We start from the raw sequence: 23,869 nt of genomic DNA, 5'->3' as shown, positions 1-23,869 counted from the left end.
GTGCCCGGCGCGACCGGCGTGCTCGCCTGGCTCGCGCCGCGCGCGGTGCCCCGCATCGAGGCCGTCCTGCCATCGCAGGGCGGCCTCGCCGCGTACCGGCGCTCGCTGCGCGGCGCGGCGGGCCCGCGCGTGGCCTCCGCCGCCGTGGTCGTCGACGAGGCGTCCACCGAGGACCCCGACCTCGCGCGGCTGTTCGACCTCGGCGGCACCGCGGCGCGCGCCGAGGCGGACGCGCGGCTGACGTGGGCGGCCGAGCGGCACGGCGCGCCTGCGCTCGCCCGCGCGGTCGCCGCGGAGCCGGCGCTCGCGCAGCCCGGCTGCGCCGATGCGCACGAGATGCTCGTGCGCGCGATCGTCGGGCAGCAGATCACCGTCGCGGCCGCGACGCTGCAGCTGGGGCTGCTCTCGGCGGCGGGCGACCCGCTCCCGGAGGCGCTCGTCGAGGACGGCATCGACCGCCTCTTCCCCACGATGGCGCAGGTGGCCTCCGGTGCCGACCTGCTGCGAGGGCCTGCGGCGAAGACCGCGGCCGTGCGCCGCGCGGCCGAGGTCGTGGCCTCCGGCGCCATCGAGGTGGCGCCCGGCGCCGACCTCGCGCGGATGCGCGCCGAGCTGCAGGCACTCAAGGGCATCGGCCCGTGGACCGTCGGCTACCTCTCGCTGCGCCTCGGCGACCCCGACGTGCTGCTGCTCGGCGACGTGGCCGTGCGGAAGGGCGCGCGCCACCTCGGCATCGACGACCTCCCGGCGCTCGCCGCCGACTGCGCGGGGCACCGCTCGGCGCTCATGCTGCGCTGCTGGGCGGCCGCCGCGGCGCCGCCGCCCGCGGCCTGAGGAGCGCGAGCAGGCGGCCGACGAGGACGCCCGCCGTCAGCGGCGCGTCGCGGTGACGACGAACTTGGCGTTCCTGGCGACCTGGCGGGTCTCGCCGATGCGGGCGAGCAGCGGCCGGTAGCCGAGGTGCGCGTTCCACACGCACCACAGCTCGCCGCCGGGCGCGAGCGCGCGCCCTGCGTCGGCGATGAGCCGCTCCGCCGCGCCCGTGTGCACGGCGGCGCCGATGTGGAACGGTGGGTTCAGCAGGATGAGCGGCGCGGAGGCGTCTGGCACGCCCTCGAGGCCGTCGGCCCGGCGCACCCGCACGCGGTCGGCGACGCCGTTCGCGGCCGCGGTCGCGGCGGCCGAGGCGGCCGCGGCGGCAGAGGCGTCGGTCGCCAGCACCCGGATGCCCGGACGCGCGAGGGCGAGCGCGGTGCCGAGCACGCCCGTGCCGCACGCGAGGTCGATCGCCTCCGGCGCATCCGACATGGCAGGCAGCCGCTCGAGCAGCGCGAGCGCCCCGATGTCGACGCCGGTGCCGGCGAAGGCCGCCCCGTGCGCGACGACCTCGAGCCTGCCCACGCCGGGCGCTCGTGGGCGCGCCGGCGGGGCCAGCTCGCCACGGGCACGCCCGCTGCCGGGCGCCGCGGGCCGCTCGCGTGCAGCACGCGCGACTTCCGCCAGCCGAGCGAGGCGCGCACCGAGCGGAACGACCCCTCGAGCAGCGCCGTCATGCCGAGGCTCATGTGCTTGACGCGCCCGCCCGCGACGACCTGCACGCCCTCGTCGGCGTGGGCCGCGATGAGCTCGGCGATCTCCTGCAGGGCGTCGAGCGAGCGCGGCAGCTGCAGCAGCACGAGCCGCGCGCCCTCGACGAGCGAGGGGTCGAGGGGGTGGTGCTGGAAGCCGGTCATGCCGAGCTCGGCGGCGTTCGCGTCGAGCGCCCGCTCCCCCACGATCGAGTCCTGGTGCGCGCGCACGCGTCGCGCCCCATCGTGCAGGGCGCCGAGCGCGAGCGCGCCGTGGCGGTCGCCGATGACGACGACCTCCTCGGGGAGCGGCCCTGCGCGCAGCGCCTCGTCGAGGATGAGCGCATCGCTCGCGTCGTGCGCCTGCAGCGTCGGATCCTCGACGTCGGGCCTGCGCCGGAGCGCCTGGAAGAGGGCGGCGCGATCGGTCACGCCGTCGATCCTCGCACGGTCGGAGGCCGTGGCGCGTCGGCCGCCGGGTGTACCGTCGCGCCCGTGACGACCGATGCTGCCGACGCTCGCGCGGCCGCGCTCCGCGCCCTCGCATCCTCGATGCGGGGCTCCCTCACCCTCCCCGGCGACGAGGCGTACGACGCCGAGCGCCTGCCCTGGAACCTGGCGGTCGAGCAGAGGCCCGCCGCGATCGCGCACGTCGCCGGCGTCGACGACGCGCAGGCGGTGCTCGCCGCGGCGCGCGAGACCGGCCTCGCGGTGGCCGTGCAGCCGAGCGGCCACGGCGCCACCGGCGCGCTCGAGGGCGCGATCGTCGTGCGCACCGCAGCGCTCAACCATCTCGAGATCGCCGTCGAGGCCCGCAGGGCCCGGCTCGGCGCGGGCGTGCGCTGGGGCGCCGTGCTCGAGGCGCTCGAGGGCACGGGCCTCGCGGCGCCTGCCGGCACGAGCCGCGTCGTGAGCGCCGCCGGCTTCGTGCTGGGCGGCGGCCACGGCTGGTTCGCGCGTGCCGCGGGCCTCGGCGCGCACGCGCTGCGGGCGGCGACGCTCGTGCGCCCGGACGGCGCGGTCGAGCGCATCGACGACGCCACGGACTCGGAGGGCATGTGGGCGCTGCGCGGCGGCGCCTCGCCCGGCGTCGTCACCGAGCCTCGAGCTCGGCTCGTCGCGGCGCCGACGCTCGTGCGGGCCGAGCCTCGTGGTCCCGGGCGACCGGGCCGCGGCCGCCCTGCGCGCGGTGCGCGACGCGGCCGAGGCGCACGACGCCGGGGGCGCGCACGGCGTGCTCGTCACCTCGATGCGCATGCCCGACGCCCCGCAGCTGCCGGAGGCCGTGCGCGGTCGGACGCTGCTCTCGATCGAGGCGCTCGCCGCCGACGAGGCGGCGCTCGCGTGGCTCGACGGCGTCCGCGCCGCCGCCGAGCCCGAGCGCGACGAGGTGGGGCCGACGACGCAGCTCGCGCACGCCCTCGCCGCGACGGAGCCCACGGAGCCCTCGCCGAGCCTCGGCGCCTCCGTCGCGCTCGCGAGGCTCGATGACGCGACGATCGACGCGCTGCTCGCCTGGCGCGACCTGCCCGAGCAGGCGGGCATCGTGGGCGTGAGCCTGAGGCTCCTCGGCGGCGCGCTCGACGCGCCGCCGAGGCCCGCGTTCGGCTCCCTCGCGGGCGCCCGGTGGCTGGCGATGGGGCTCGCGCCGCTGCTCCCCGGGGCGTCGCGCGAGGCCGCCGCGGCGAGCCTCGGGGGTTCGAGGCCCTGCTGGCGCCCGCGGCGTCGCCGCGGATGATCCAGACCTTCCTCGGGCCCTCCGAGACCCTCGACCGCTGCGGCTCGCCCGAGGACTTCGCGCGGCTCCGCGTCATCCGCGACGCCGCGGACCCGGACGGCGTGCTGCACGAGGGCCGCCTGCCGCGCTGATCCGCGCGATGGTCGAGCCGGACGCACGAGTCGCGCGGAACGTTGGGCTGTGCTTCCGAGCGGCCGCTCCTAGCGTGGTCGCATGAGACCCCTCACCCTCGCCGGCACCGCCGCCGCGCTCCTGCTCCTCACCGGCTGCGCGGCCGCCGCGCCCGCCGGGCCGGGCGCCCCGCAGCCGCCCCAGGCATCGGCGCCGTCGGCGCCCGCCGCGGGGCTCGAGCCCGGGCCGCAGGCGCGCGCCCGCCTCGCCGACCTGCCCGTCCCGTCGGCCGACGGCGAGGTGCTCGCCATCGGCACCGCGCTGCAGGCCGCGGACGGGCCTCCGATGCTCTGCACCATGGTGCTCACCTCCTACCCGCCGCAGTGCGGCGGTCCCGAGATCGAGGGCTGGGACTGGTCGGCGGCGGCGCACGAGGAGGCCTCGGGCGTGCGCTGGACCGAGGCGAGCGTCGCATTCCTCGCCACCTACGACGCCGCCTCGGGCGCGCTCGCCGTGGTCGAGATGCTCGACCTCGCGACGCTCTCGATGCCCGCGTACGAGGAGCCCATCGGCACGATCGACGAGGCGACCGCCACGGCGATCCAGGCCGACCTCATGTCGCTCGACCGGGCCGACATCCGCGGATCGGCGGCGACCGCCGACGTCGCGACGCTCGAGGTGGTCTACGACGACGGCTCGATGCAGGCGTTCCTCGACGACCTGTACGGCCCCGGCGCCGTGTGGGTGGAGTCGTGGCTGCGATGAGCGCGCGGCTCGGCAGGGCGGCCGCGGCAGCGGCGGCGCTCGGGGTGCTGGTGGGCTGCGCGGCCACGGGCGGCTCGCCCGGCTCGGGCAGCGCGGCGCCCGACGCGCCCCTCGTCACGGGGCCCGAGGCCCAGGCGCTGCTCGCCGGGCTCCCCGAGCCCAGCACCGACGACCCGGCGCTCGCGCCCGCGACGCTGCTCGAGCGCGACGGCGGCACGGTGCTGTGCCTCGGCGCGGTCGCGGAGTCGGCGCCGCCGCAGTGCGACGGCCCGATGCTCGAGGGCTGGGACTGGTCGACGATCGAGCACCAGGAGACGGGCGGCGTGCGCTGGGCGCAGGGCGTGGGCGTGCCCGTGACCTACGACGCGGGCTCGGGCGTCGCGACGGTGGCCGGCGAGCCGGTCTCGCTCGCGAGCATCACGATGCCCGCGATCGAGTACCCGTCGGGCGACCTCGACGAGGCCCAGCTCGCGGCGATGCAGGCCGACCTCGCCGCCGTGCCCCGCGCCGACGTCCTCGGCGCGACGGGGCTCGACGGCGTCCTCGTCGTCGACGTCGTCCTCGACGACGGCTCGATCCAGGCCGCGCTCGACGCCATCTACGGGCCGGGCCGCACCTTCGTGGTCTCGGCGCTGCGCGCGACGCCCTGAGCACGACGCCTGAGCGCTGGGCGGCGCGCGAGCACGCGCATCGCAGAGGTCGGGGCCTAGGCGTCGACCGGCTCGCGATCGCGGTCGCGCGCCGTGCGCTGGCCGACGACGGCGGAGACGCCGTCCTGCCGCATCGAGACGCCGTAGAGGGCGTCGGCGATCTCCATCGTGCGCTTCTGGTGCGTGATGACGATGAGCTGCGAGCTCTCGCGCAGCTGCTCGAACACCGCCAGGAGGCGCCCGAGGTTCGCGTCGTCGAGCGCCGCCTCCACCTCGTCCATGATGTAGAACGGGCTCGGCCGCGCCTTGAAGATCGAGACCATGAAGGCGACGGCCGCGAGCGAGCGCTCGCCGCCCGAGAGCAGCGAGATGCGGTCGATCTTCTTGCCGGCCGGGCGCACGGCCACCTCGACGCCCGTCGCGAGCATGTCGTCGGGATCGGTGAGCGCGAGCGAGCCCGAGCCGCCGGGGAACAGCACCGGGAACACCTCGGCGAAGGCCGCGCGCGTGTCCTCGAAGGCGGCGGCGAAGATCGTCTCCATCGTGACGTCGAGGTCGGCGATGATCTGCTCGAGGTCCTTGCGCGTGGTCGCGAGGTCGGCGAGCTGCTCGGTGAGGAACCGGTGCCGCTGCTCGAGCGCCTCGAACTCCTCGAGCGCGAGCGGATTGACGCGGCCGAGGCGACCGAGCTTGCGCTCCGCGTCCTGCAGCACGGCCTGCTCCGCCCTGCGGTCCCAGCCGTCCTCGGGCGCGTGCTCGGCGACGAGCACGGCCTCCTCGAGCCCGAGCTCGCTGCCGGCGCGCTCGAGCAGGTTCGACAGGTGCAGGCGCTGCTCGTAGGCCTCCATCTCGGCCACGTGCACGTGCTCGGTGAGCTCCTGGAGGCGCTCGCGGAGGCCCCCCTCGTCGCGCCGCAGGCGCCCGAGCTCCTCGTTGCGGTCGCGTCGGGCGGCCTCGCGCTCCGCGAGCACGCCGCGCGCCTCCTGCACGCTGCGCTCGGCGACGCCGAGCACGGGCGGGATCGCGTCGAGCACGCGCTGCGCCTGCACGCGCTGGCGCTCGCGCAGCACCGCGCGCCGCGCGGCCTCCTCGGCGCGGGCGCGCTGCGCCTCGACGTCGCGGCCCAGGCTTGCTCGGCGCGCGCGAGCTCGGCGCGCACGCGCTCGCGCGCGGTCTCGAGCTCGATGCGCAGGTCGGTCTCGGCCCCGCGCGCCTCCTCGAGCTCCACGAGCAGCGCGTCGCGCTCGGAGGCGTCGAGGATGGGCCGCGGCTTCGCCTCGAAGCGCTCGAGCGTCCGCTCGGCCGCCTCGACGCCGTCATGCGCCTCCTGGATGCCGCCGCGGGCCTCCGCGAGCGCCGCCTCGGCGCGCTCGTGCTCGCCCGTGGCCGACTCGAGCCGGGCGCGCGCCCGCGAGCGCTGCTCGCCGCGCGAGGCCGAGGCGGCGTCGTGCGCGCGGAGCGCCTCGAGCGCCTCCGCCGCATCGCGCTTGGCGCGCTGGTGGGCCTGCCGGGCGTCATCCAGGGCGCCGGCCTCGCGCTCGATGGCGGTGGAGAGCTCGTCGAGCCGCTCGGTGGCGGCGTCGCGCTCGGCGAGCAGCTCGAGGCGCGACCGGCTGTCGTCGCTGCCGCCGCGCAGCAGGTGCTCGCTCACGAAGTCGCCGCGGCGCGTGACGAGCGTGATCGGGCCGCCCAGCTCGAGGTCCGCCAGCTTCGGGCCGGCGGCCTGCGCGGCGTCGAGGTCGTCGACGACGAAGGTCCAGGCGAGGATGCCGAGCACGCCCTCGGGCGCCTCGACGACGGTGGGCGCGTGCACGGCACCTGCGACGCCCTCGTTCGCGACGTCCGCGACGCGCGGGTGCATGCGGCCGGCGCTCGCGACGACCGCTTCGATGCGGCCGAGGCCCTCGGCGTGCGCGTGCTCGACGGCGGCGGCCGCGGCCTCGCGCGAGTCGGCGAGCACGGCCTCGCCGAGCGTGCCGAGCGCGGCGGCGATCGCGGCCTCGAAGCCCTTCTGCACCTTCACGCGCTCGGCCACGAGCCCCGTGAGGCCCGGCAGCCCGGCTTCGACGAGGCCCGCGGAGGCGTTCGCGTCCGCGAGCGCCATCGTGAGCGCGGAGGTGCGGGCGGCGAGGGCGTCGCGCTCGCGCTCGACCGCGTGGAGGGCCTCGCGGCGCTCGTCGAGCGCGGTCGAGCGCCGGGCCTGCGCCGCGTCGGCCTCGCGGTAGGCGCCCGCGAGCGAGGCGTTGTCGCCCGCGTCCTCGTCGTCGCCGAGCCTCGCCGGCCGCGGCCTGCGCCTCGGCGAGCCGCTGCGCCGCGGTGGCCACCTGCGCCTCGCGGCGCTGCACCTCCGCCTCGCGGGCGGCGAGGGTCGAGCGCGCGACGTCGACGCGGGAGCGGAGCGCGGCGAGCTCGAGGTCGTGCTTCGAGACGAGCGCGGCCTGCGCGGCGATCTCCTCGTCGAGCGAGTCGAGGTTCGCGCGGGCGAGCGCGGTCGCGGCGGCCGCGCGGCCGAGCCTGCCCCTCGGCGGCGGCGACGCGGTCGCCGAGCGCCGAGGCCTCGTCGCGCGCGGCCTGCACCATCTCGGGCGTCACGAGCGGCGCGGCGTCGATCGCCTCGGGCGCCTCCTCGAGGAGTGCCAGGCGCTGCCCCGCGAGCGCGTGCAGCGACTGCAGCCGCGAGAGCTCGCGCTCGAGCCCGTGCGCGACCTGCCGCGCGACGTCGACGTCGTCGCCCGCCATCGACTCCTCGAGGCGGGCGGCGCGCAGCCGCGCCTGCTCGAGCTGCTCCTGCAGCACGATGCGCTCCGACTTGCGCTCGGACTCCGAGCGGGCGGCGGACTCGAGCTGCTGCCGCAGCCCCACGACCTCGGCGGCGATGAGGCGCGCGCGCGACTCGCGCACCGTCGCCTGGATCGTGGCGGCCTCCTTGGCGATCTCGGCCTGCTGGCCGAGGGGCTTCAGCTGGCGGCGGATCTCGCCCGTGAGGTCCTGCAGGCGCGTGAGGTTGGCCTGCATCGCGTCGAGCTTGCGGAGGGTCTTCTCCTTGCGGCGGCGGTGCTTGAGGATGCCCGCGGCCTCCTCGATGTAGCCGCGGCGGTCGGCGGGCGTCGCCTGCAGCACGGCATCCAGCTGGCCCTGGCCGACGATCACGTGCATCTCGCGGCCGAGGCCGGAGTCGCTCAGCAGCTCCTGCACGTCGAGGAGGCGGCACGACTCGCCGTTGATCGCGTACTCCGAGCCGCCGCTGCGGAAGAGGGTGCGCGAGATCTGCACCTCGGCGTACTCGATGGGGAGCGCGCCGTCGGCGTTGTCGATCACGAGCTCGACGTGCGCGCGGCCGAGCGGGCCGGTCGTCGCCGTGCCGGCGAAGATGACGTCCTCCATCTTGCCGCCGCGGAGCGTCTTGGCGCCCTGCTCGCCCATGACCCACGCGAGGGCGTCGACGACGTTCGACTTGCCCGAGCCGTTCGGCCCCACGACGCACGTGACGCCCGGCTCGAACTGGAACGTGGTGGAGCGCGCGAACGACTTGAAGCCCTTGACGGTGAGGGTCTTGAGGTGCATGCGGCTCCCGGGTCGTGCTGCGGCCCAACCTACCGGCGCGCCGACAGGTTGTGCGCAGGGCGCGCGCATGGCATCCTGCAAGGCTGCCCGCAGGCACGGTGCCTCGCGCGAGCGGCGGATGATCCCCCATGCGCATCGACGTCACGCCCCTGACGCTGCCCGCGACCGCCGACGAGGCCGGCGAGGTCGGCGAGCGCTTCCGCGCGGTCTCCGACCACATGGAGCGGGTGAACCTGCCCCGCTACGCCGGCACCGCCGCGCTCACGCACGAGGAGCGGCTCGCCTCCTGGCTGCCGAACGAGGCCGACGACCACCTCGTGCGCGTCGTCGCCGACGGCGACCGCGTGCTCGGCATCTCGAGCATCTGGCTGCCGCTGCAGGAGTCGACCGACGTGCTCGACTTCGGTCTGGCCCTCGACGACGACCTCGTGGGCGAGCGCCGGCTCGCGGTGGCGGAGGCCCTCACGGACGACGCGATGCGCCTCGCGCGCGAGCTGGGCCGCCCCACGGTGATGGGCGGCTCCCCCGCGGCCTCGACGGGCGCCGTCACGGCCGCGACCGGCTTCGGCGGCGCCGATCCCGACGACGCCGAGGCCGCCCCGCTCGTGGCGCGCGGCTTCGTGCTCGAGCAGGTGTACCGCGTGAGCGTCGCCGACATCCTCGACCTCGACCTCGACGCCCGGCTGACCGACGCCCGCGAGCGCTCGGGCGACGACTACGAGACGATCGCGTGGGCGGGCCCGACGCCCGCCGCGCACCGGGCGGAGATGCGCCGCCTGCACGAGCGCATGTCGACCGACGCGCCCGTCGGCGGGCTCGCGCTCGAGCCGGAGACCTGGAGCGACGAGCGGCTCGCCGACTTCGAGCGCTCGAAGACCGACGGCGGCCGCACGATGCGCACCGTCGTCGTGCGGCACCGGCCGAGCGGCGCGCTCGCGGGCTTCACCTCGCTGTTCGTCGGCGCGGCGCCCGCCGACGGCGCCGGGATCGCGCGGCAGCACGACACGCTCGTCGTCGCCGAGCACCGCGGTCGCGCGCTCGGCATGCTGCTGAAGCTCGCGAACCTCGTCGAGCTGCGCGACCACCACCCCGCCCACCCCCGGGTCGGCACCTGGAACGCCGAGGAGAACCGCCACATGCTCGCCGTGAACGAGGCGACGGGCTTCGTCGCCGTCGCGCACGAGGGCGTGTGGCAGCGGAAGGACGTGCGATGAGCGCGGCAGGCATCGAGATCGTCGACGTGCCCGTGCCCGAGACCTGGGACGGCGACGACGAGGGGGCGCGGCTGCTGCGCACGCTCGTCGACGTGCGGAACGCCGTCGTCGTCGACGGCTGGGGCGGCGACGCGAGCCACGCCGTCACGTACCAGGAGGCCTGGGCGCAGTGGCGCCGGCAGGAGGGCGAGTCGCAGGAGCTGCGCACGATCGCGCTGCTCGACGGCGAGCCCGTCGGGCGGGGCTACGCGTGCCGCGGGCTGCTCGAGGCGACGACGCTCGCCGAGGTCGACGTCATGGTCGTGCCCGGCGCGCGCGGCCGCGGCGTGGGCGCCGCGCTCGCCGACGACCTCATCGCGCGGATGCGCGCGAGCGGCGCGACGACGTTCCAGGCGTGGGCCGACCACCACCCGGCCCCCGGCCCCACGATCGCGCCGCCCACGGGCCACGGGGCCGTGCCCGCCGACTCCCCGCAGGTGCGGATGCTGCAACGCTACGGCTTCGCGCTCGAGCAGGTGGAGCGCATGAGCGAGCTGCGCCTCGCGGACGTGCGCGCCGGCCTCGAGGCGCACGGCGCGGAGGCCGAGGCGCTCGCGCTGCCGCGCTACCGCGCGGAGACGTGGACGGGCCGCACGCCCGAGCACCGGCTCGCCTCCCTCGCGGCCCTCCACTCGCGCATGTCCGTCGACGCGCCCTCGGCGGGGCTCGAGCACGAGGCCGAGGCCTGGGACGCCGAGCGCCTGCGCCGCTACGAGGCGAGCCAGGTGGACGGCGGGCGCACGCTGCTGCGCGCGATCGCCGTCGACGCGGCGACCGACGAGGTCGTGGCCTACACGACGCTCACGGGCTCGGGCGGCGGCGCGCCCTGGTACCAGCACGACACGCTCGTGCACGGCGACCACCGCGGCCACCGGCTGGGGATGCTCGTGAAGGTCGCCAACCTGCTCGCGCTCGACGCGCACGAGCCCGCCGCGATCGTGCGCACCTGGAACGCCGAGGAGAACCGCCCGATGCTCGCGGTGAACGAGGCGCTCGGCTTCGTCGCGATCTGCGGCGAGGGCGCCTGGCAGCGGAAGGACGCGGCATGACCGGCGAGGACGACGCCGAGCGGGCCGCCGCCGGCCGGATCGACGCCGCTGCCCTCGAGTGGCTCGAGCTCGTCGCGCCCGAGGGGCCCTACGACGAGCCGGCGCTCACGCGCATCCACCGCTACGTCGCGACGGCCAACGCGGTCACGCAGGCGTTCTGGGGCGACGACTCGCACGACACGACCGTCGACGAGATCCTCGCGAGCCTCGCGAACGACGAGGACGAGGAGACGCGGCGCTTCCTCGTGGTGCACGAGGGCCGCGACGTGGCGCGCGGGATCGCCTCGGTCGCCCGCGAGGAGGGCTCGAGCGTGGGCTACGTCTCGGCCTGGGTCGTGCCGGACGCGCGATCCCGCGGCATCGGGCGCGCGGTCGCGACGCGCATCGAGGACGTCGCCCGCGAGCCTCGGCGCCACGACGCTGCAGGCCTGGATCGACCACCGCGCGCCCGCGGAGGGCGAGGCGGCGATCGCGGCGGTGAGCGGCCACGGGGCCGTCGCCGCCGACGCGGCGGCCAGGCTGGCGGCCTCGCTCGGCTACGCGCTCGAGCAGGTCGACCGCATCTCGGCGCTCGACGTCGATGCGGCGCGCGCCTCGCTCGAGGGCTTCCGCGCCGACGCGGCGGCCGCGGCGGGCGACGCCTACGCGATCCGCATCTGGTCGGGGCGCACGCCCGAGGAGCTCGCGGAGGCCCTCGCGGGCCTCCACGCGCGCATGGTCACCGACGCGCCGGCCGCCGGCCTCGACGTCGACGACGAGACCTGGGACGCCGCGCGGCTCGCGCGCACCGAGACCGAGCTGGAGGCATCCGGCAACCGCATCCTGCAGGCGGTCGCGACGCACGTCGCCACCGGCGAGGCGGTGGCGTTCACGACGCTCGTGCTGCCCGCCGACGGCCGCCCCGCCTACCAGGAGGACACGCTCGTGCACGCCGAGCACCGCGGGCACCGCCTCGGGATGCTCGTGAAGGCCGAGAACCTGCTGCAGCTCGGTCGCCTGCACCCCGGCCGCACGCGCATCCTCACCTGGAACGCCGAGGAGAACCGCCCGATGCTCGCCGTCAACGAGGCGCTGGGCTTCGTGCCCGTCGGCGCCGAGGGTGGCTGGCAGCGGCGGCTCGCGGCTGCGGAGGGCGGGGACGGCGAGGCGAGCGACGGCGGCGGCGCGGCATAGGCCGCGCACGGGCGCGGGTGCGAGCATGGCGCCATGAGCGATCGCACCCCCGCCCCGGCCGCCGCATCCCCGACTGCCTCCTCCCCGGAGTCCCTCGCCGGCATCGCCGCCGAGATGCGGGAGGCCGTGCTCGACGGCACGACGCGCTCGCGCGCGTGGCGCGCCGAGCAGCTCGAGGGCGTCGCGCGGATGCTGCTGCAGAACGTGTCGCTCTGGGAGCGCGCGCTCGCCGACGACCTCGGCAAGGGCGACCTCGAGGCGCACATGACCGAGATCGGCTACACCGTCGCCGAGGCGCGCCGCGCGCGGCGCTCGCTGCGCCGCTGGATGGCGCCGACGCCCGTGCCCGCGCCGCTCGCGCTGCAGCCGGCCGCGGCGCGCACCGTGCCGGAGCCGCTCGGCGCCGCGCTCGTCATCGCGCCCTGGAACTACCCGCTGCAGCTCTCGCTCGCGCCCCTCATCGGCGCGCTCGCCGCGGGCGACGCCGCGGTGCTGAAGCCCTCCGAGGTCGCGCCCGCGACCTCGCGCCTCCTCGCGCAGCTCGTGCCCGCCTACCTCGACCCACGCGCGGTGCGCGTCGTCGAGGGCGGTGCCGACGTCACGACGGCGCTGCTCGCCGAGCGCTGGGACCTCATCTTCTACACCGGCAACGGCACCGTCGGCCGCATCGTCGCCGCGGCCGCCGCGAAGCACCTGACCCCCACGGTGCTCGAGCTCGGCGGCAAGAGCCCCGTCTACGTGCACCGCTCGGCCGACATCGCGGCCGCGGCCCGGCGCATCGCCTGGGGCAAGTGGCTGAACGCGGGGCAGACGTGCGTCGCGCCCGACCACGTGCTCGTCGACCGCGAGGTCGCGGACGAGCTCGTCGAGGAGCTGCGCCGCGCGACCGCAGAGCAGCTGCGCGAGCCGCGCGACTCCCCGACTTCGGCCGCATCGTCTCGGAGCGCCACGCCGAGCGCCTGCAGGGGCTGCTCTCGGGCGGCACCGCCGTGACCGGCGGCGAGGTCGACGTGCAGGCCCGCTACGCGGCGCCGACGATCCTCGTCGACGTCGACGAGGCCTCGCCGCTCATGCAGGAGGAGATCTTCGGGCCGCTGCTGCCCGTGCTGCCGATCGACGGCGTCGACGCCTTCGTGCGGCGGATGCGCGGCCTCGACAAGCCGCTCGCGCTGTACGTCTTCGCGCGCGAGCGCGAGGCGATCCGGCGCGTGGAGCGCGAGACGAGCTCGGGCGGCCTCGGCATCAACGTGGCCGTCGCGCACGTCGGCTCGGAGGCGCTGCCCTTCGGCGGCGTGGGCGAGAGCGGCATGGGCGCGTACCACGGGCGGCACTCGTTCGAGGCGTTCAGCCACCGGAAGGCCGTGCTGTCGAAGCCGACGGCGCTCGACACGCTGCGCGTCATCTACCCGCCCGTGCCGCCGGAGCGCCGCGCGCTCCTGCGCCGCATCCTCGGCTGACGGGCCGCCGCGTCAGCGGGCGGGGGCGACGTGCTCGGCGCCCCAGGCGACGAGCGGCCGCACGTCCTCGACCGTGTCGAAGAGCGCGTCGAGCAGCTCGGGGCCCGCGGCGTCCGCGGGCGCGACGTGCCGCCGCGCGGTGAGCCACTTGCGGCGCAGCAGCGCGATGCGCGGGTGGTCGCGGTCGACGCCGCGCGGCGCGGTCTTCAGCTGCTCGCCGCCGATCTCGTAGCCGCGCTCCTCGAGCTCGGCGACGATGCCCTCGAGGGCCGTTCCGGGCGCGGCCGCCTCGACGGCCGCGCGGTAGGCCTTCGTGAGCGCCGCATCGCCGAAGAAGCCGCCGCCGAGCCACACGCCCTCGGCGTCGAGGTTCACGTACCAGCCGACCCCCTCCGCCCGCTGCGCGAGCATCCCCTGTCGCGTCTTGTAGGGCGTCTTGTCGTGGCTGAAGCGCACGTCGCGGTAGGGCCGGTAGAGCTTCACGCGGTTGGCGACGGGCTCCAGCTCCTCGGCGAGCGCCTCGAAGGGAGCCTTGACGGCCCCCTCGTAGCGGGGCCTGTTGGCCTCCCACCAGGGCTTCTCGTTGTGCGCCTCCAGCTCGCGGTAGAAGGCGAACGCGTCGGCCGGGAATCCGTCGAAGGGCATCCCCCGAGCCTACGCCCGCTGTCCGGCGCGCCTCAGGCGAGGCCGCGCGGGCGCCGCTGGCAGCGCGGGCAGCGGTGCGAGGAGCGGTTGGCCCAGGGCTCGCGCACCATCGTCGCGCCGCAGCGCGGGCACGGCTGGCCGCCGCGGCCGTAGGCGTTCAGCGAGTGCGCGAAGTAGCCGGCCTGGCCGTTGACGTTCACGTACTGCGCGTCGAAGGAGGTGCCGCCCTCGGCGAGCGCGAGGTCGAGCACGTCGCGCACGTCGGCGAGCAGCGCGAGCGCCCGCGCCTGCGTGAGGCGCTCGCCGGGCGTCGCGTAGTGCAGGCGCGAGCGCCACAGCGCCTCGTCGGCGTAGATGTTGCCGATGCCGGAGACGAGCGTCTGGTCGAGGAGCGCCGCCTTCACGCCCTGCCGGCGCAGGCGCAGCCGGCGCGCGACCGCCGCGGCGTCGAAGCGCGCGTCGACGGGATCGAGGGCGATGTGCGAGGCATGGTCGGGCACGCCGTCGACGAGCGGCCGCACCGCGAGGCCGCCGAAGAGGCGCTGGTCGGCGAAGCGCACCTCGAGCGGGCCGTGGGCGGGATGCGAGAGCACGAGCCGGATGCGCGTGTGGCGGTCGGCGGGCGCGCCGGGCTCGCGCAGCAGCATCTGGCCCGACATGCCCAGGTGCGCGAGCAGCGCCTGGCGGGGCGCCGCGCCCTCGGCCGCGAGCGGGATCCAGAGGAACTTGCCGCGCCGCTCGGGCAGCGCGAGCCTGCGGCCGACGAGCGCGCCCTCGAACGCGGCGGCGCCGCCGTCGTGGCGGGCGACCGAGCGGGCGTCAAGCACCTCGACCGCATCCACGCGCGCGCCGTCGACCGCGGGCGCGAGGCCCGCGCGCACGACCTCGACCTCCGGCAGCTCCGGCACGGGCTCAGGCCTCGGCGGTGAGCTGCTGGTGCGCGTCGAGCGCGGCGGCCATCTCGGCCACCTTCTTGCTCGTGCCCGTGCCGGTGGCGACGGCCTCGTCGTCGATGCGCACGGTGGCGACGAAGGTGCGGGCGTGGTCGGGGCCGCTCGCCTCGATCTCGTAGACGGGGGCGCCGAGCCCTCGGGCGGCCGCGGCCTCCTGCAGCGCCGTCTTCGGGTCGAGCGCCGCGCCCGTGCGGCCGGGGTCGTCGAGCAGCGGCCCGACGAGCCGCAGCACGAGGGCGGCGGAGCCCGCGTGGCCGACCGAGAGGAAGGCGGCGCCGAAAACCGCCTCCATCGTGTCGGCCAGGATCGACGCCTTGTCGGCGCCGCCCGACGCCGACTCGCCCTTGCCGAGCAGGATGTGGCGGCCGAGCCCGATGCCGCGCGCGACCTCGGCGAGCGCCATCGTCGAGACGACGCCCGCGCGGCGCTTCGCCAGCTGCCCTTCGGACGCCTCGGGGAAGCGGCGGTAGAGCTCGATCGTGATGGCCTGGCCGAGGATCGAGTCGCCCAGGAACTCGAGCCGCTCGTTGTGGGGCGCGCCGCCGTGCTCGTAGGCCCAGGAGCGGTGGGTGAGCGCCAACGACAGCAGCTCGGGGCCGATCTCGACCCCGAGCTGCTCGAGCAGTGCGCGCTCGTCCGTCATGCGACGAGTGATCCCGGCAGGATCAGACGTCGGCGACCTTGCGGCCCTTGTACTCCATGTACAGGGGCGTGCCGGCCGAGTCCTCGACGACCTTCGCGCGGTGCGGGAGGCTGTAGACGGTCTTGCCGCCCTCGATCGTCTTCACGAGCTTGGGCACGACGGCCTTCCACTGCGACCGGCGGGCGCGCGTGTTCGACCGCGACATCTTCCTCTTGGGAACAGCCATTGCTCACTCCTTCTTCGGCGCCTGCGCGCCCTCACCCGACGACTGGTCGTCGGTCACGTCTGCTGAGAACCCCTGGAGCGCTGCCCACCGAGGATCGGTGGTCTCCGGCGGCACGTATGCGGTGCCAGGCTCGAGCCGCTCCCCCGTCACGGGGTCGAGCCCCGCGCAGTCCGGTCGGTCGACCGGCTGGAACGGCAGCGCCAGCACCACCGCGTCCCTGACCACCGGCAGCAGGTCGACGATGTCGTCGACCACGAGGTAGTCGGATTCCGACTGACCATCATACGCGAACAGCTCGAGGAAGTCGACATCGACGTCGAGCGCGAACTCGACGAGGCAGCGCGAGCAGGTGGCTTGCGCGGCGACCGCCGCGGTGCCGGTCGCGAGGATGCCCTCGTGGACGCTCTCGAGGCGCACGTCGAGCTCGATCGGCGCATCGACGGCGACCTTCGCGAGGCCCTCGCCGACCTCGTCGCCGAAGGGCGCGTCGAGCGAGTGCTCGCGCATCTGGCCCGGCTTCCGCACGATGTCGCGCACGGAGATCGAGAAGGGGTGTGCAGGCATGCCTCGAGCCTACCGGCGACCCAGGAGCCCGTCGTCCGCGAGGCGGCGCTCGAGGCGCACGAGCTCGCGGCCCGCCCACGCCCGGCCGCGGGGCCGCACGCGATGCACGAGCGCGACGCGGACCGCCGCGGCGAGCCGCCACCGCTCGACGCGCGCGGGCGCGATGCCGAGCGCGTCGGCGACGCGGGCGACCGCCGCGACCGGGGCGGCGGCGCGGTGCGGCGCCCACCGGCGCTGCGAGACCGCGAGGTCGACGTGCGCGAGGAGGTTGCCGAGGTCGAGCGCCGGATCGGCGAGCGCGAGCGTGTCGAGGTCGAGCAGCGCGAGGCCCGCGCGCACGTCCCACAGCAGCTGCGCCCCGTGGAGGTCGCGGTGCGCGAGCAGGCACGCGCGGTCGCGCTCCGGCTCGAGGCCGCGCGCGGCGCCATCGGCGAGCGCCGCCATGCGCCCGGCCACCGCCGGCCCCTCGGCCGTGCCCGCCCTGCGCGCCCAGTCGCGCAGCACCGCGGCCTCCTCGTCGACGCCGTGCCGCCCCAGCCTGGTGCTCGACGTCCTCCGCGGCGCCGAACGCCGTCGCGACGCCGGGCCAGCAGGCCGCCCACGCCGCCCACGCGCGGCGCCAGGTGCGCTCGTCGACGGACGGGTCGTCGCCGAGCGACTCGAGCGTGCGGCCGGGCAGCCCCGCGAGCACGAGGAGCGCGGGCTCGACGTGCTCGACGGCGGGCGTGGGCACCGGCAGCGCCGCGCCCAGCCGGTGCGCCGCCTCGAGCGCAGGAGCGCGACCGCGCCGCACCGCCTTCGCGAAGCCTGCCGCCGTCGAGGCGGAGCACCGCGCGGCGGCCGAGCCGGTGGCCGAGCACCGTGCCCTGCCCGCGCAGGCCTGCGCGAGCGCCGGGAGCCGGTCGTCCTCGCGCACGAGCGCGGCGCCCGCGCCCGCCGACCACGTGCCGGCGCGCACGCCGAGACGCGAGCGCGCCTCGATCGCGATCGGCTCCCCCGGGTCCGCCGCCGGCCACGCCCGCTCCACGCTCCAGGACAGGCCCTCGGCCTCCACCGCCTCCGGCACCGCGCGCGCGTCGAGCCCCGTCGGCGCCGTCGTGCCCGCGCTCATGCGAGCGCCTCCTCGGCGCTCGCGAGCCGCGCCGCGACCGACGCGGGCCAGTCCGCGACGCCGCGACGGAAGGGCTCGGCGGCGCGCTCGAGCCCGGCGAGCGCCCGCCACGCCCCGAGGGCGCGCTCGTCCCAGCCGCCGCCCGCGTCCGCGAAGCCCTCGAGCATCGCCGTCGGACCGCCGCTCGCGAGCCACGAGCCGAGGTCCCGCTCGGGCGGCGCGGTGCAGACCCGATCGAGGTCGACGATCCGCACGGCGCCGCCGTCCACGAGCACCTGATCGGGCGACCAGTCGCCGTGCGAGAGCACCGGGGCGCCGCCGACGAGGCGCGGCAGCAGCGCGCCCGCGAGGGCGCGGGCGCGCGCCGCGAGCTCGGGCAGCAGCGCCGCGACGCCCTCGGCGGCGCGGGCGGCGACGGCGCCCGCCTCGAGGGCCGGGGCGGCGGGACGGCCCCCGTGCAGCGCCGCGAGGGCCGCACCCGCGGCGCGCGCGGCCTCGACGCCGCCCAGGTGCGAGAGGTCGCCGCGCCCCCACCGGGGCGTGACGACGGAGGTGGGGCCGAGCCGCTCGTGCGGCAGGACCGGCGCGCCCGCGTCGCGCGCCGCCGCGGCCGCGCGCAGGCTCGTGGTCGCGGGGACCCGCCCCCACGCGCACCACCCGCTCGCCCTCCGCCACGACGAGCCGGCGCAGCGGGTTGAAGCGCAGCACGGCCGCGGCGTCGAGGTCGAGGCGGCCGCGCGCGGCGAGCCGCCGGAGCGGCCGCGCGAGCGCGCGGTCCGCGCGCACGGGGCCGCGCATCGTGCGCGGGGCGGGCCGATCGACCGCGACGCCCGCGGCGGCCGCGCGCTGCGCCGTCTTCTCGAGCCTTCGCCGCGTCGGCGTAGGTGGCGACCCAGCCCGCCTCGCCCCGCGCGTCGCGCACCGCGAGCACGAGCACCGCGCCCGGCTTCCACCGCACCTGCAGCACCTCGTGCGGACCGAGCATCGCCTCACGGGCGCGCGGGTCGAGCAGCGCCGCGAGCTCCGGGAGGCGCGGCTCCCTGGCCGCGATCGAGGCGGCAGCGGCGGCCGCCGAGGGCGCGCCGCTCATGCCCCCGCCCCCGCGCCCACCAGGAACCCGCGCACCCGCGAGCCCGGATCGGCCAGCAGCTCCTCGGGCCTGCCGTCCTCGACGATGCGGCCGTCCTCGAGCCACAGCACGCGGTCGGCGCCGCGCAGCGCCACGGGGTCGTGCGAGATCGCGATCGTCGTGCGGCGCTCGGTGAGCGAGCGGATCGAGGCGGACACCGCCGCGGCCGCGCGCGGGTCGAGGCCCGTGGTCGGCTCGTCGAGCACGACGACCGGCGCGTCGCGCAGCAGCGCCCTCGCGATCGCGATGCGCTGCCGCTGGCCGCCCGAGAGCGTCTCGCCCCGCGTGCCCAGCTCGGTGTCGTACCCCTCCGGCAGCGCAGCGATGAAGTCGTGCGCGAGCGCGCGGCGCGCGGCCTCCTCGACCTCCTCGTCGGTGGCGCCGCGGCGGCCGAGCCGGATGTTCTCGCGCACCGTGCCGCGGAAGAGCACGGCCTCCTGCAGCACGACCGCCACGTTGGCGCGCAGCGACTCGAGCGTCGCGTCGCGCACGTCGAGGCCGTCGAGCCGCACGACCCCCGACTCGGGGTCGGTCGCCCGCGTGAGGAGCCCGACGAGCGTCGACTTCCCCGCGCCCGAGGGGCCCACGATGCACACGCGCGAGCCCGGCTCGACCGCGAGCGAGAGGCCGTCGAGGAGCGGCCTGCCGTGGCCGTCGCGCACCCGCACGCCGTCGAGCGAGACGGCGCCGCGCGCCCTGCCGAGGCGGAGCGCGCCCGGCCGGTCGACGATCTCGGCCGGCTCGTCGAGCAGGTCGGCGACGCGCTCGCCGGAGGCGAGGGCCCGCGCGATGCGGCCCGTGTGCTTCGCGAGGTCGCGGATGGGCCGGAGCGAGAGCTTCAGGTAGGTGGTGAAGAGCACGAGGTCGCCGGGGGTGATCGCGCCGTCGACGACGCGGAGCCCGCCCACGACGAGCACCACGGCGAAGGCGAGGCCGACGATGACGTCGGTGCCGCGCTCGAGCGCGGCCGCGAGCCGCTTGGCCTCGACACCCTGCCCGAGCACCCGTCGGTTGCCGCGCTCGAAGGTCTCGCCGCGCGCGCCCTCAAGGCCGTAGGCGTGCACGACTCGGATGGCGCCGAGCGTCTCGGCCGCGAGGTCGGCGATGCGGCCCTCGCCCCTGCGCGTGCGGCGCGCGGCCGCGGTGATCCGGCCGGTGCCGCCGCGCGAGAGCAGCAGGAAGCCGAGCGAGGCGGCGAGCACCACGAGCGCGAGCACCGGATCGAGCACCGCCATCACGACCGCGAGCGCCACGAGCGTCAGCAGGTCGCCGACGAGCGGCAGGCCCGCCGTGACCGCGACCTCCTGGAGGCGGCCGATGTCGCCCACGAGGCGCTGCACCGTGTCGCCCTGCGGGGCGCGCGCGTGGTAGCGCGCGCTCAGCCGCTGCAGGTGCGCGAAGAGGCGCGAGCGGATGCTCGTGGCCACGCGCGAGCCGGCGAGCGCGAACGCGACCGTGGAGACGAACTGCATGAGCGCGCGCAGCAGCACGAGGCCCAGCACGAGCAGCCCGCACGAGAGCAGCAGCTCGAGGGTCGCGGGAGGATGCCCGGCGATCGCGCCCCCGTCGGCGCCGAGGCTCGCGCTCACGGCGTCGATGACGAGCTTCACGGGCCACGGCTCGGCGACCCGCAGGGCGACGACGAGGAGCATGGCGCCGAGCCCGCCGAGCAGCAGCCACCGGTGCTCGGCCAGGTGCGGCCGCGCGATCGCGAGCGTGCGGCGCAGCGGCGAGGGCCCCGTCGCGCCCCGGCGGCGGAGGATGCGGGGGCGGCTCATGCGCGCACCCCCGCGGGCATCGCGGCGAGGATGCGGTCGACGACCGCGCTCCACGCGTGCCGGGCCTCGGCGTCGGCGCGGGCGGCGGCGCAGCGCCGCTCGAGCGCGTCCCGGTCGTCGCGGAGCGCCACGAGGGCGCCGGCGAGCGCGGCCGGGTCGTCGGGCGGCACGAGGAGGCCCGTGCGGTCGTCGACGACGTCGGTCACCTGGGGCAGGGCCGAGCCGACCACCGCGAGGCCCGCCGCGAGGTACTCGACGACCTTGAGCGGCGAGAAGTAGCGGGCCGCGGCCGAGGGGTAGGGCGCGAGGCCCGCATCCATGCCCGCGAGCACCGCGGGCACGGCCTCGTGCGGCAGCGCGCCGAGCCAGCGCACGCTCGCGCCGAGGGCCCGCGCGCGCTCGCGCAGCGCCGGGAGCGCCGGCCCGTCGCCGACGACCGTGAGGCGCACGCCCTCGAGCCCGGCCATCGCCTCGATCGCCGTCTCGAGCCCGTGCCAGGGCCGGATCGTGCCGACGAAGACGGCCTCGAGGGTCGCGCCGCCCCGGCGGGCCCTGGGCGGATGCGCGGCGAGGTCGACGCCGTTGGGCGCGAGCACGCAGCGCGCGGCGCCGAGCGCCTCGGCCCAGGCGACGAGCGGCCGGGAGACGCATGCGACGACGTCGGCGGCCGCGAGCGCCCTGCGGGTCGTCGCGAGCGCCCCGGCCGCGTCGGCGAGCTCGCGATGGGTCGCCTGCTCCTCGACGAGCGGCGCGTCGACCTCGAGCACCGAGGGCGCGCCGATGCGCGCGGCCGCGTCCGAGAAGAGCGCGTAGCGCTCGTAGACAAGGTCGGGCGCCTCCGCCGCGACGGCCCGGGCGATCGCGGCCGCAGCCGCGGCGATCGCCCGCTCGCGATCGGCGACGGGACCGGCCGCCACGGGGTGCACGACGAGCGCGGCGCCGCCCAGCAGCGAGGCCTCGCCGTCGCCCCTGCGGGTGCAGTGCACGGTCACCTCGTGGCCGCGGCGCACGAGCTCGCGCACGACGGCCCGCACGTGCACCGAGGCGCCCTTGGTGCCGAGCACGGGGATGCCGGGATCGGCGCAGACGTAGGCGACGCGCATCAGCGGCTCCCCTCGAGCACGGGCATGAGCGCCCGGTGCGCGGCGGCCGCCCGCGGCGCGTCGTGGAGGCGCTCGACGAGCGCCCGCGCCTCGGCGGCGAGCGCCGCGACGTCGACCGCGCCGCCGGCCACGCGCGCGATGGCGTCGGCGAGCGCGTCGACGTCGCCGGGCTCGAGCAGGATGCCCGTGCGGCCGTCGACGACGACCTCCGGGATGCCCGTCACGGCCGTCGCGACGCAGGGCACGCCCGTGGCCATCGCCTCGAGGAGCACCGTGGGCAGGCCGTCGGCGTTGCCGTCGGCCCCGACGACGCAGGGCGCGGCGAAGAGGTCGGCGCGCTCGAGCAGGCTCGGCGACGCGGTCCTGCGGCACGGGGCCGAGCAGGCGCGCGGCCCCCTCGAGGCCGAGCGCCGCGACGAGGCGCGCGAGCTCGCCCGCGAGCCTCGCCGTCGCCCGCGAGGTCGAGCGTCGCGTCGACGCCGAGCGCGCGGGCCGCCGCGAGCGCGCGCAGCAGCACGTCGAAGCCCTTCTTCTCCACCAGGCGCCCGACGGCGAGCACCCGCAGCGGGCCGACCCGCGGCGCGGGCGGACGGTACGGGAAGCGCGCGAGCTCGATGCCGTTGCGCACGAGGTGGATGCGCCCCGCGTGCTCGGGCAGGAGCGCGCGCAGGTGCCGCACGTTGTACTCGCTGACCGTCGCGACGTAGGCGGCCTCCCCCATCCGCTCCCGCAGGTCGTCGAGGCGGACGCTCTCGTGGAAGATGTCCTTCGCGTGCGCGGTGCACGAGTACGGCACGCCCGCGAGGCGGGCGGCGAGGCGGGCGACCGCGGTCGCGGAGCTCGCGAAGTGCGCGTGGAGGTGCGCGTAGCCCTCGCGCCGCACGAGCGCCGCGAGCGCCACGGCCTGCGCGGCGTCGTCGACGTCGGCGGCGAGGAGCGCGGGCAGCTCCCGCGCGATCGCCGCCGCGAGCGCCTCGTCGGCCCCGCGCAGCAGCTCCCACAGGGCCGAGGGGCGCTGCGGCCTGGGCAGGTGGTGCACGGGCGCCTGCACGCGCGCGAGCTCCGGGTGGAACCGCGCGTCGTCCGTGGGGCGCAGCGCCGCGATCGCGATGCGCTCGCCCTGCGCCTCTCGGGCGAGCACCTCGGTGACGATGAAGGTCTCGGAGAACCGCGGGTAGACCTTCACGACGTAGCAGACCGTCCCGCTCGGCTCAGACGGCGACACGGAGCACCTCCTGCGGGCGGGCGGCGAGCAGGGCGGCCGCGAGCCGCGGCACGACGCCGAGGCCGTCGAGGTCGATGCCCTCGCGCGCCACGCGACGGCCGGCGGCCCCCGCGACCCAGCGGCCGATGGCCTCCGGTGTGGGCGGCTCGCGCAGCGCGTCGACGGCGCCCGCGGCCGCGAGCGCCTCGGCGCGGAGGCGCTGCTCGGCGCGGCGGTGCGCGCGCGGCACGACGAGGGCGGGTGTGGAGGTCGTCATGAGCTCGCACACGGTGTTGTACCCGCCCATGCTCACCACGGCCTCCGCCCGACGCATGAGCGGCAGCGCGTCGGGCACGCGCCGGAGCACCCGCACGCCGGGTCGGGCCGCCTCGCGGACGCGGCGGCGGTCCTCCGCCGGCATCTGCGGCCCCGTGACGACGAGGTGCGCGACGCCCTGCGGCATGGGGGCGGCGGCCGCGGCGGCGGCGAGCTCGACGCCGTCGACGCCGCCGCCCACGGTCGTGAGCACGTAGGGCGCCTGCATCTCGATCGCGTGGCCCGCGTGCCTGCCGGTCGCGAGGTAGCCGGTGTGGGCGACGAGGTGCCGCAGCTCCTCGGGCAGCTCGCCCGAGCCGACGAGGTCGTGGATGCGCGGGTCGCCGTAGACCCAGATCGCCGAGAGCACGCTGCGCAGCGCCCCTACGCCGCCCACGGCGTGCCACTCGCGCTGCACGACCTCGGGCGCGTCGAGCACGTCGCGCAGGCCCAGCACGACGCGGCAGCCGGGCCGCTCGACGCGCAGCGCGTGGAGCGCGGGCGCGAGCTCCCGCTCCACGCCGAAGGGGTGCCGGTCGACGATGACGAGGTCGGGCGCGAATGCGCGCACGGCCGAGAGCACGATGCGGCCGCGGAGCCTCGTCAGCTCCTCGAGGCCCGCGTCGATCGCGCGGGCGCCGTAGCCGGTCGCGGTGCGCTCGATGCCCGGCAGGATGAGCCAGTCCCAGCCCTCCGGCGCCTCGAACTCCGCCGCCTCCGGGCGGCCCGCGATGAGGAGCCCCGAGACGGGCTCGTCGAGGCCGCGGGCGAGGGCGTGCGCGAGCGCGAGGTTGCGCCTGAGGTGCCCGAGCCCCGCGGAGTCGTGGGAGGACAGGACGATGCGGATTGCCATGGGGTCTCCTCGTGCCG

22 protein-coding genes and 3 pseudogenes are annotated in these 23,869 nt (G+C 77.4%); 11 read left to right on the top strand and 14 right to left on the bottom strand.

Annotated features, from left to right (window positions below; all coding sequences use genetic code 11):
* Positions 1-834, top strand: a complete 834-nt coding sequence (locus OVA14_RS09705; RefSeq protein ID WP_267503684.1) for a DNA-3-methyladenine glycosylase family protein — start codon at positions 1-3, stop codon at positions 832-834.
* Positions 835-870: 36 nt separating this feature from the next.
* Here OVA14_RS09705 and OVA14_RS09700 read toward each other — a convergent pair whose 3' ends face one another.
* Entirely contained in the window at positions 871-1,401 is a 531-nt protein-coding gene (locus tag OVA14_RS09700; protein WP_267503683.1) for a class I SAM-dependent methyltransferase, read from the bottom strand.
* A gap of 719 nt (positions 1,402-2,120) precedes the next feature.
* Here OVA14_RS09700 and OVA14_RS13910 point away from each other — a divergent pair.
* From OVA14_RS13910 to OVA14_RS09680, 5 genes and pseudogenes are all read left to right on the top strand, one after another.
* Positions 2,121-2,588, top strand: a pseudogene (locus tag OVA14_RS13910) (FAD-binding oxidoreductase); the annotation flags it as partial.
* A gap of 130 nt (positions 2,589-2,718) precedes the next feature.
* Positions 2,719-3,306: a hypothetical protein gene (locus OVA14_RS09695; RefSeq protein ID WP_267503682.1), complete on the top strand. Its 588-nt coding sequence runs from the start codon at positions 2,719-2,721 to the stop codon at positions 3,304-3,306.
* Positions 3,303-3,437 carry a hypothetical protein gene (locus OVA14_RS09690; RefSeq protein WP_267503681.1) on the top strand — a complete coding sequence of 45 codons (135 nt, stop codon included), beginning with the start codon at positions 3,303-3,305 and terminating at the stop codon, positions 3,435-3,437. Before OVA14_RS09695 ends, OVA14_RS09690 begins: the two co-directional genes overlap by 4 nt.
* 82 nt (positions 3,438-3,519) lie before the next feature.
* Positions 3,520-4,182, top strand: coding sequence for a hypothetical protein (locus OVA14_RS09685; protein ID WP_267503680.1), 663 nt, complete (start codon positions 3,520-3,522; stop codon positions 4,180-4,182).
* A complete protein-coding gene (locus tag OVA14_RS09680) occupies positions 4,170-4,832 on the top strand; it encodes a hypothetical protein (RefSeq protein ID WP_267503679.1) in 663 nt (220 codons plus the stop codon). Before OVA14_RS09685 ends, OVA14_RS09680 begins: the two co-directional genes overlap by 13 nt.
* 56 nt (positions 4,833-4,888) lie before the next feature.
* Here the strand turns inward: OVA14_RS09680 and smc are convergent.
* Positions 4,889-8,396 (bottom strand): annotated as a pseudogene (smc, locus tag OVA14_RS13905) (chromosome segregation protein SMC).
* Between the two features lie 128 nt (positions 8,397-8,524).
* Between smc and OVA14_RS09670 the strand changes: the two are divergent.
* The 5 genes from OVA14_RS09670 (at position 8,525) to OVA14_RS09650 (ending at position 13,328) form a co-directional block, all read left to right on the top strand.
* Positions 8,525-9,610 carry a hypothetical protein gene (locus OVA14_RS09670; protein ID WP_267503678.1) on the top strand — a complete coding sequence of 362 codons (1,086 nt, stop codon included), beginning with the start codon at positions 8,525-8,527 and terminating at the stop codon, positions 9,608-9,610.
* Positions 9,607-10,698 (top strand): GNAT family N-acetyltransferase, encoded by a 1,092-nt coding sequence (locus tag OVA14_RS09665; RefSeq protein WP_267503677.1) that lies wholly within the window; start codon positions 9,607-9,609, stop codon positions 10,696-10,698. The genes OVA14_RS09670 and OVA14_RS09665 overlap by 4 nt, the downstream gene beginning before the upstream one ends.
* Positions 10,699-11,175: 477 nt before the next feature.
* Complete coding sequence (locus OVA14_RS09660; RefSeq protein ID WP_267503676.1) at positions 11,176-11,871, top strand: hypothetical protein; 696 nt, start codon at positions 11,176-11,178, stop codon at positions 11,869-11,871.
* Positions 11,872-11,904: 33 nt separating this feature from the next.
* Positions 11,905-12,864: an aldehyde dehydrogenase family protein gene (locus OVA14_RS09655; protein WP_267503675.1), complete on the top strand. Its 960-nt coding sequence runs from the start codon at positions 11,905-11,907 to the stop codon at positions 12,862-12,864.
* Positions 12,804-13,328, top strand: coding sequence for an aldehyde dehydrogenase family protein (locus OVA14_RS09650; RefSeq protein WP_267505556.1), 525 nt, complete (start codon positions 12,804-12,806; stop codon positions 13,326-13,328). The genes OVA14_RS09655 and OVA14_RS09650 overlap by 61 nt, the downstream gene beginning before the upstream one ends.
* Positions 13,329-13,340: 12 nt before the next feature.
* On the opposite strand, the gene OVA14_RS09645 is transcribed toward OVA14_RS09650, so the two are convergent.
* From OVA14_RS09645 to OVA14_RS09590, 12 genes and pseudogenes are all read right to left on the bottom strand, one after another.
* A complete protein-coding gene (locus tag OVA14_RS09645; RefSeq protein ID WP_267503674.1) occupies positions 13,341-13,973 on the bottom strand; it encodes a DUF2461 domain-containing protein in 633 nt (210 codons plus the stop codon).
* A gap of 32 nt (positions 13,974-14,005) precedes the next feature.
* Positions 14,006-14,881 (bottom strand): bifunctional DNA-formamidopyrimidine glycosylase/DNA-(apurinic or apyrimidinic site) lyase, encoded by an 876-nt coding sequence (mutM, locus tag OVA14_RS09640; RefSeq protein ID WP_267503673.1) that lies wholly within the window; start codon positions 14,879-14,881, stop codon positions 14,006-14,008.
* 4 nt (positions 14,882-14,885) lie between these two features.
* Complete coding sequence (gene rnc / locus OVA14_RS09635; protein WP_267503672.1) at positions 14,886-15,569, bottom strand: ribonuclease III; 684 nt, start codon at positions 15,567-15,569, stop codon at positions 14,886-14,888.
* A gap of 22 nt (positions 15,570-15,591) precedes the next feature.
* Entirely contained in the window at positions 15,592-15,795 is a 204-nt protein-coding gene (gene rpmF, locus OVA14_RS09630) for a 50S ribosomal protein L32 (RefSeq protein ID WP_123698226.1), read from the bottom strand.
* 3 nt (positions 15,796-15,798) lie between these two features.
* A complete protein-coding gene (locus OVA14_RS09625; RefSeq protein ID WP_267503671.1) occupies positions 15,799-16,359 on the bottom strand; it encodes a YceD family protein in 561 nt (186 codons plus the stop codon).
* 9 nt (positions 16,360-16,368) lie between these two features.
* On the bottom strand, positions 16,369-16,863 hold the full coding sequence (locus OVA14_RS09620; protein ID WP_267503670.1) for a hypothetical protein: 495 nt from the start codon (positions 16,861-16,863) through the stop codon (positions 16,369-16,371).
* A 603-nt stretch (positions 16,864-17,466) separates the two neighbouring features.
* A complete protein-coding gene (locus tag OVA14_RS13900) occupies positions 17,467-18,423 on the bottom strand; it encodes a phosphotransferase family protein (RefSeq protein ID WP_267503669.1) in 957 nt (318 codons plus the stop codon).
* A 133-nt stretch (positions 18,424-18,556) separates the two neighbouring features.
* Complete coding sequence (locus tag OVA14_RS09610) at positions 18,557-20,377, bottom strand: ABC transporter ATP-binding protein (RefSeq protein ID WP_267503668.1); 1,821 nt, start codon at positions 20,375-20,377, stop codon at positions 18,557-18,559.
* A complete protein-coding gene (locus OVA14_RS09605) occupies positions 20,374-21,480 on the bottom strand; it encodes a glycosyltransferase family 4 protein (RefSeq protein ID WP_267503667.1) in 1,107 nt (368 codons plus the stop codon). The genes OVA14_RS09610 and OVA14_RS09605 overlap by 4 nt, the downstream gene beginning before the upstream one ends.
* Positions 21,480-21,827, bottom strand: a complete 348-nt coding sequence (locus OVA14_RS09600; protein WP_267505555.1) for a glycosyltransferase — start codon at positions 21,825-21,827, stop codon at positions 21,480-21,482. The genes OVA14_RS09605 and OVA14_RS09600 overlap by 1 nt, the downstream gene beginning before the upstream one ends.
* 314 nt (positions 21,828-22,141) lie before the next feature.
* Positions 22,142-22,363, bottom strand: a pseudogene (locus OVA14_RS09595) (colanic acid biosynthesis glycosyltransferase WcaL); the annotation flags it as partial.
* A 328-nt stretch (positions 22,364-22,691) separates the two neighbouring features.
* On the bottom strand, positions 22,692-23,852 hold the full coding sequence (locus OVA14_RS09590) for a glycosyltransferase family protein (protein ID WP_267503666.1): 1,161 nt from the start codon (positions 23,850-23,852) through the stop codon (positions 22,692-22,694).
* Between the last annotated feature and the right edge of the window lie 17 nt (positions 23,853-23,869).

Origin of the sequence: Agrococcus sp. SL85 (assembly GCF_026625845.1) — a bacterium.
Taxonomy (GTDB): Bacteria; Actinomycetota; Actinomycetes; order Actinomycetales; family Microbacteriaceae; genus Agrococcus.
The sequence above is the reverse complement of the archived record's forward strand: the minus strand, read 5'-3'. Positions and strand labels throughout refer to the sequence as shown.

Excerpts from the sequence above, each read along its gene's own strand:
- OVA14_RS09690 (WP_267503681.1), top strand. The coding sequence starts at position 3,303 with ATGATCCAGACCTTCCTCGGGCCCTCCGAGACCCTCGACCGCTGCGGC.
- OVA14_RS09685 (WP_267503680.1), top strand. The coding sequence starts at position 3,520 with ATGAGACCCCTCACCCTCGCCGGCACCGCCGCCGCGCTCCTGCTCCTC.
- OVA14_RS09670 (WP_267503678.1), top strand. The coding sequence starts at position 8,525 with ATGCGCATCGACGTCACGCCCCTGACGCTGCCCGCGACCGCCGACGAG.
- OVA14_RS09665 (WP_267503677.1), top strand. The coding sequence starts at position 9,607 with ATGAGCGCGGCAGGCATCGAGATCGTCGACGTGCCCGTGCCCGAGACC.
- OVA14_RS09655 (WP_267503675.1), top strand. The coding sequence starts at position 11,905 with ATGAGCGATCGCACCCCCGCCCCGGCCGCCGCATCCCCGACTGCCTCC.
- OVA14_RS09645 (WP_267503674.1), bottom strand. The coding sequence starts at position 13,973 with ATGCCCTTCGACGGATTCCCGGCCGACGCGTTCGCCTTCTACCGCGAG.
- rnc (WP_267503672.1), bottom strand. The coding sequence starts at position 15,569 with ATGACGGACGAGCGCGCACTGCTCGAGCAGCTCGGGGTCGAGATCGGC.
- rpmF (WP_123698226.1), bottom strand. The coding sequence starts at position 15,795 with ATGGCTGTTCCCAAGAGGAAGATGTCGCGGTCGAACACGCGCGCCCGC.
- OVA14_RS09625 (WP_267503671.1), bottom strand. The coding sequence starts at position 16,359 with ATGCCTGCACACCCCTTCTCGATCTCCGTGCGCGACATCGTGCGGAAG.
- OVA14_RS09610 (WP_267503668.1), bottom strand. The coding sequence starts at position 20,377 with ATGAGCCGCCCCCGCATCCTCCGCCGCCGGGGCGCGACGGGGCCCTCG.
- OVA14_RS09605 (WP_267503667.1), bottom strand. The coding sequence starts at position 21,480 with ATGCGCGTCGCCTACGTCTGCGCCGATCCCGGCATCCCCGTGCTCGGC.
- OVA14_RS09590 (WP_267503666.1), bottom strand. The coding sequence starts at position 23,852 with ATGGCAATCCGCATCGTCCTGTCCTCCCACGACTCCGCGGGGCTCGGG.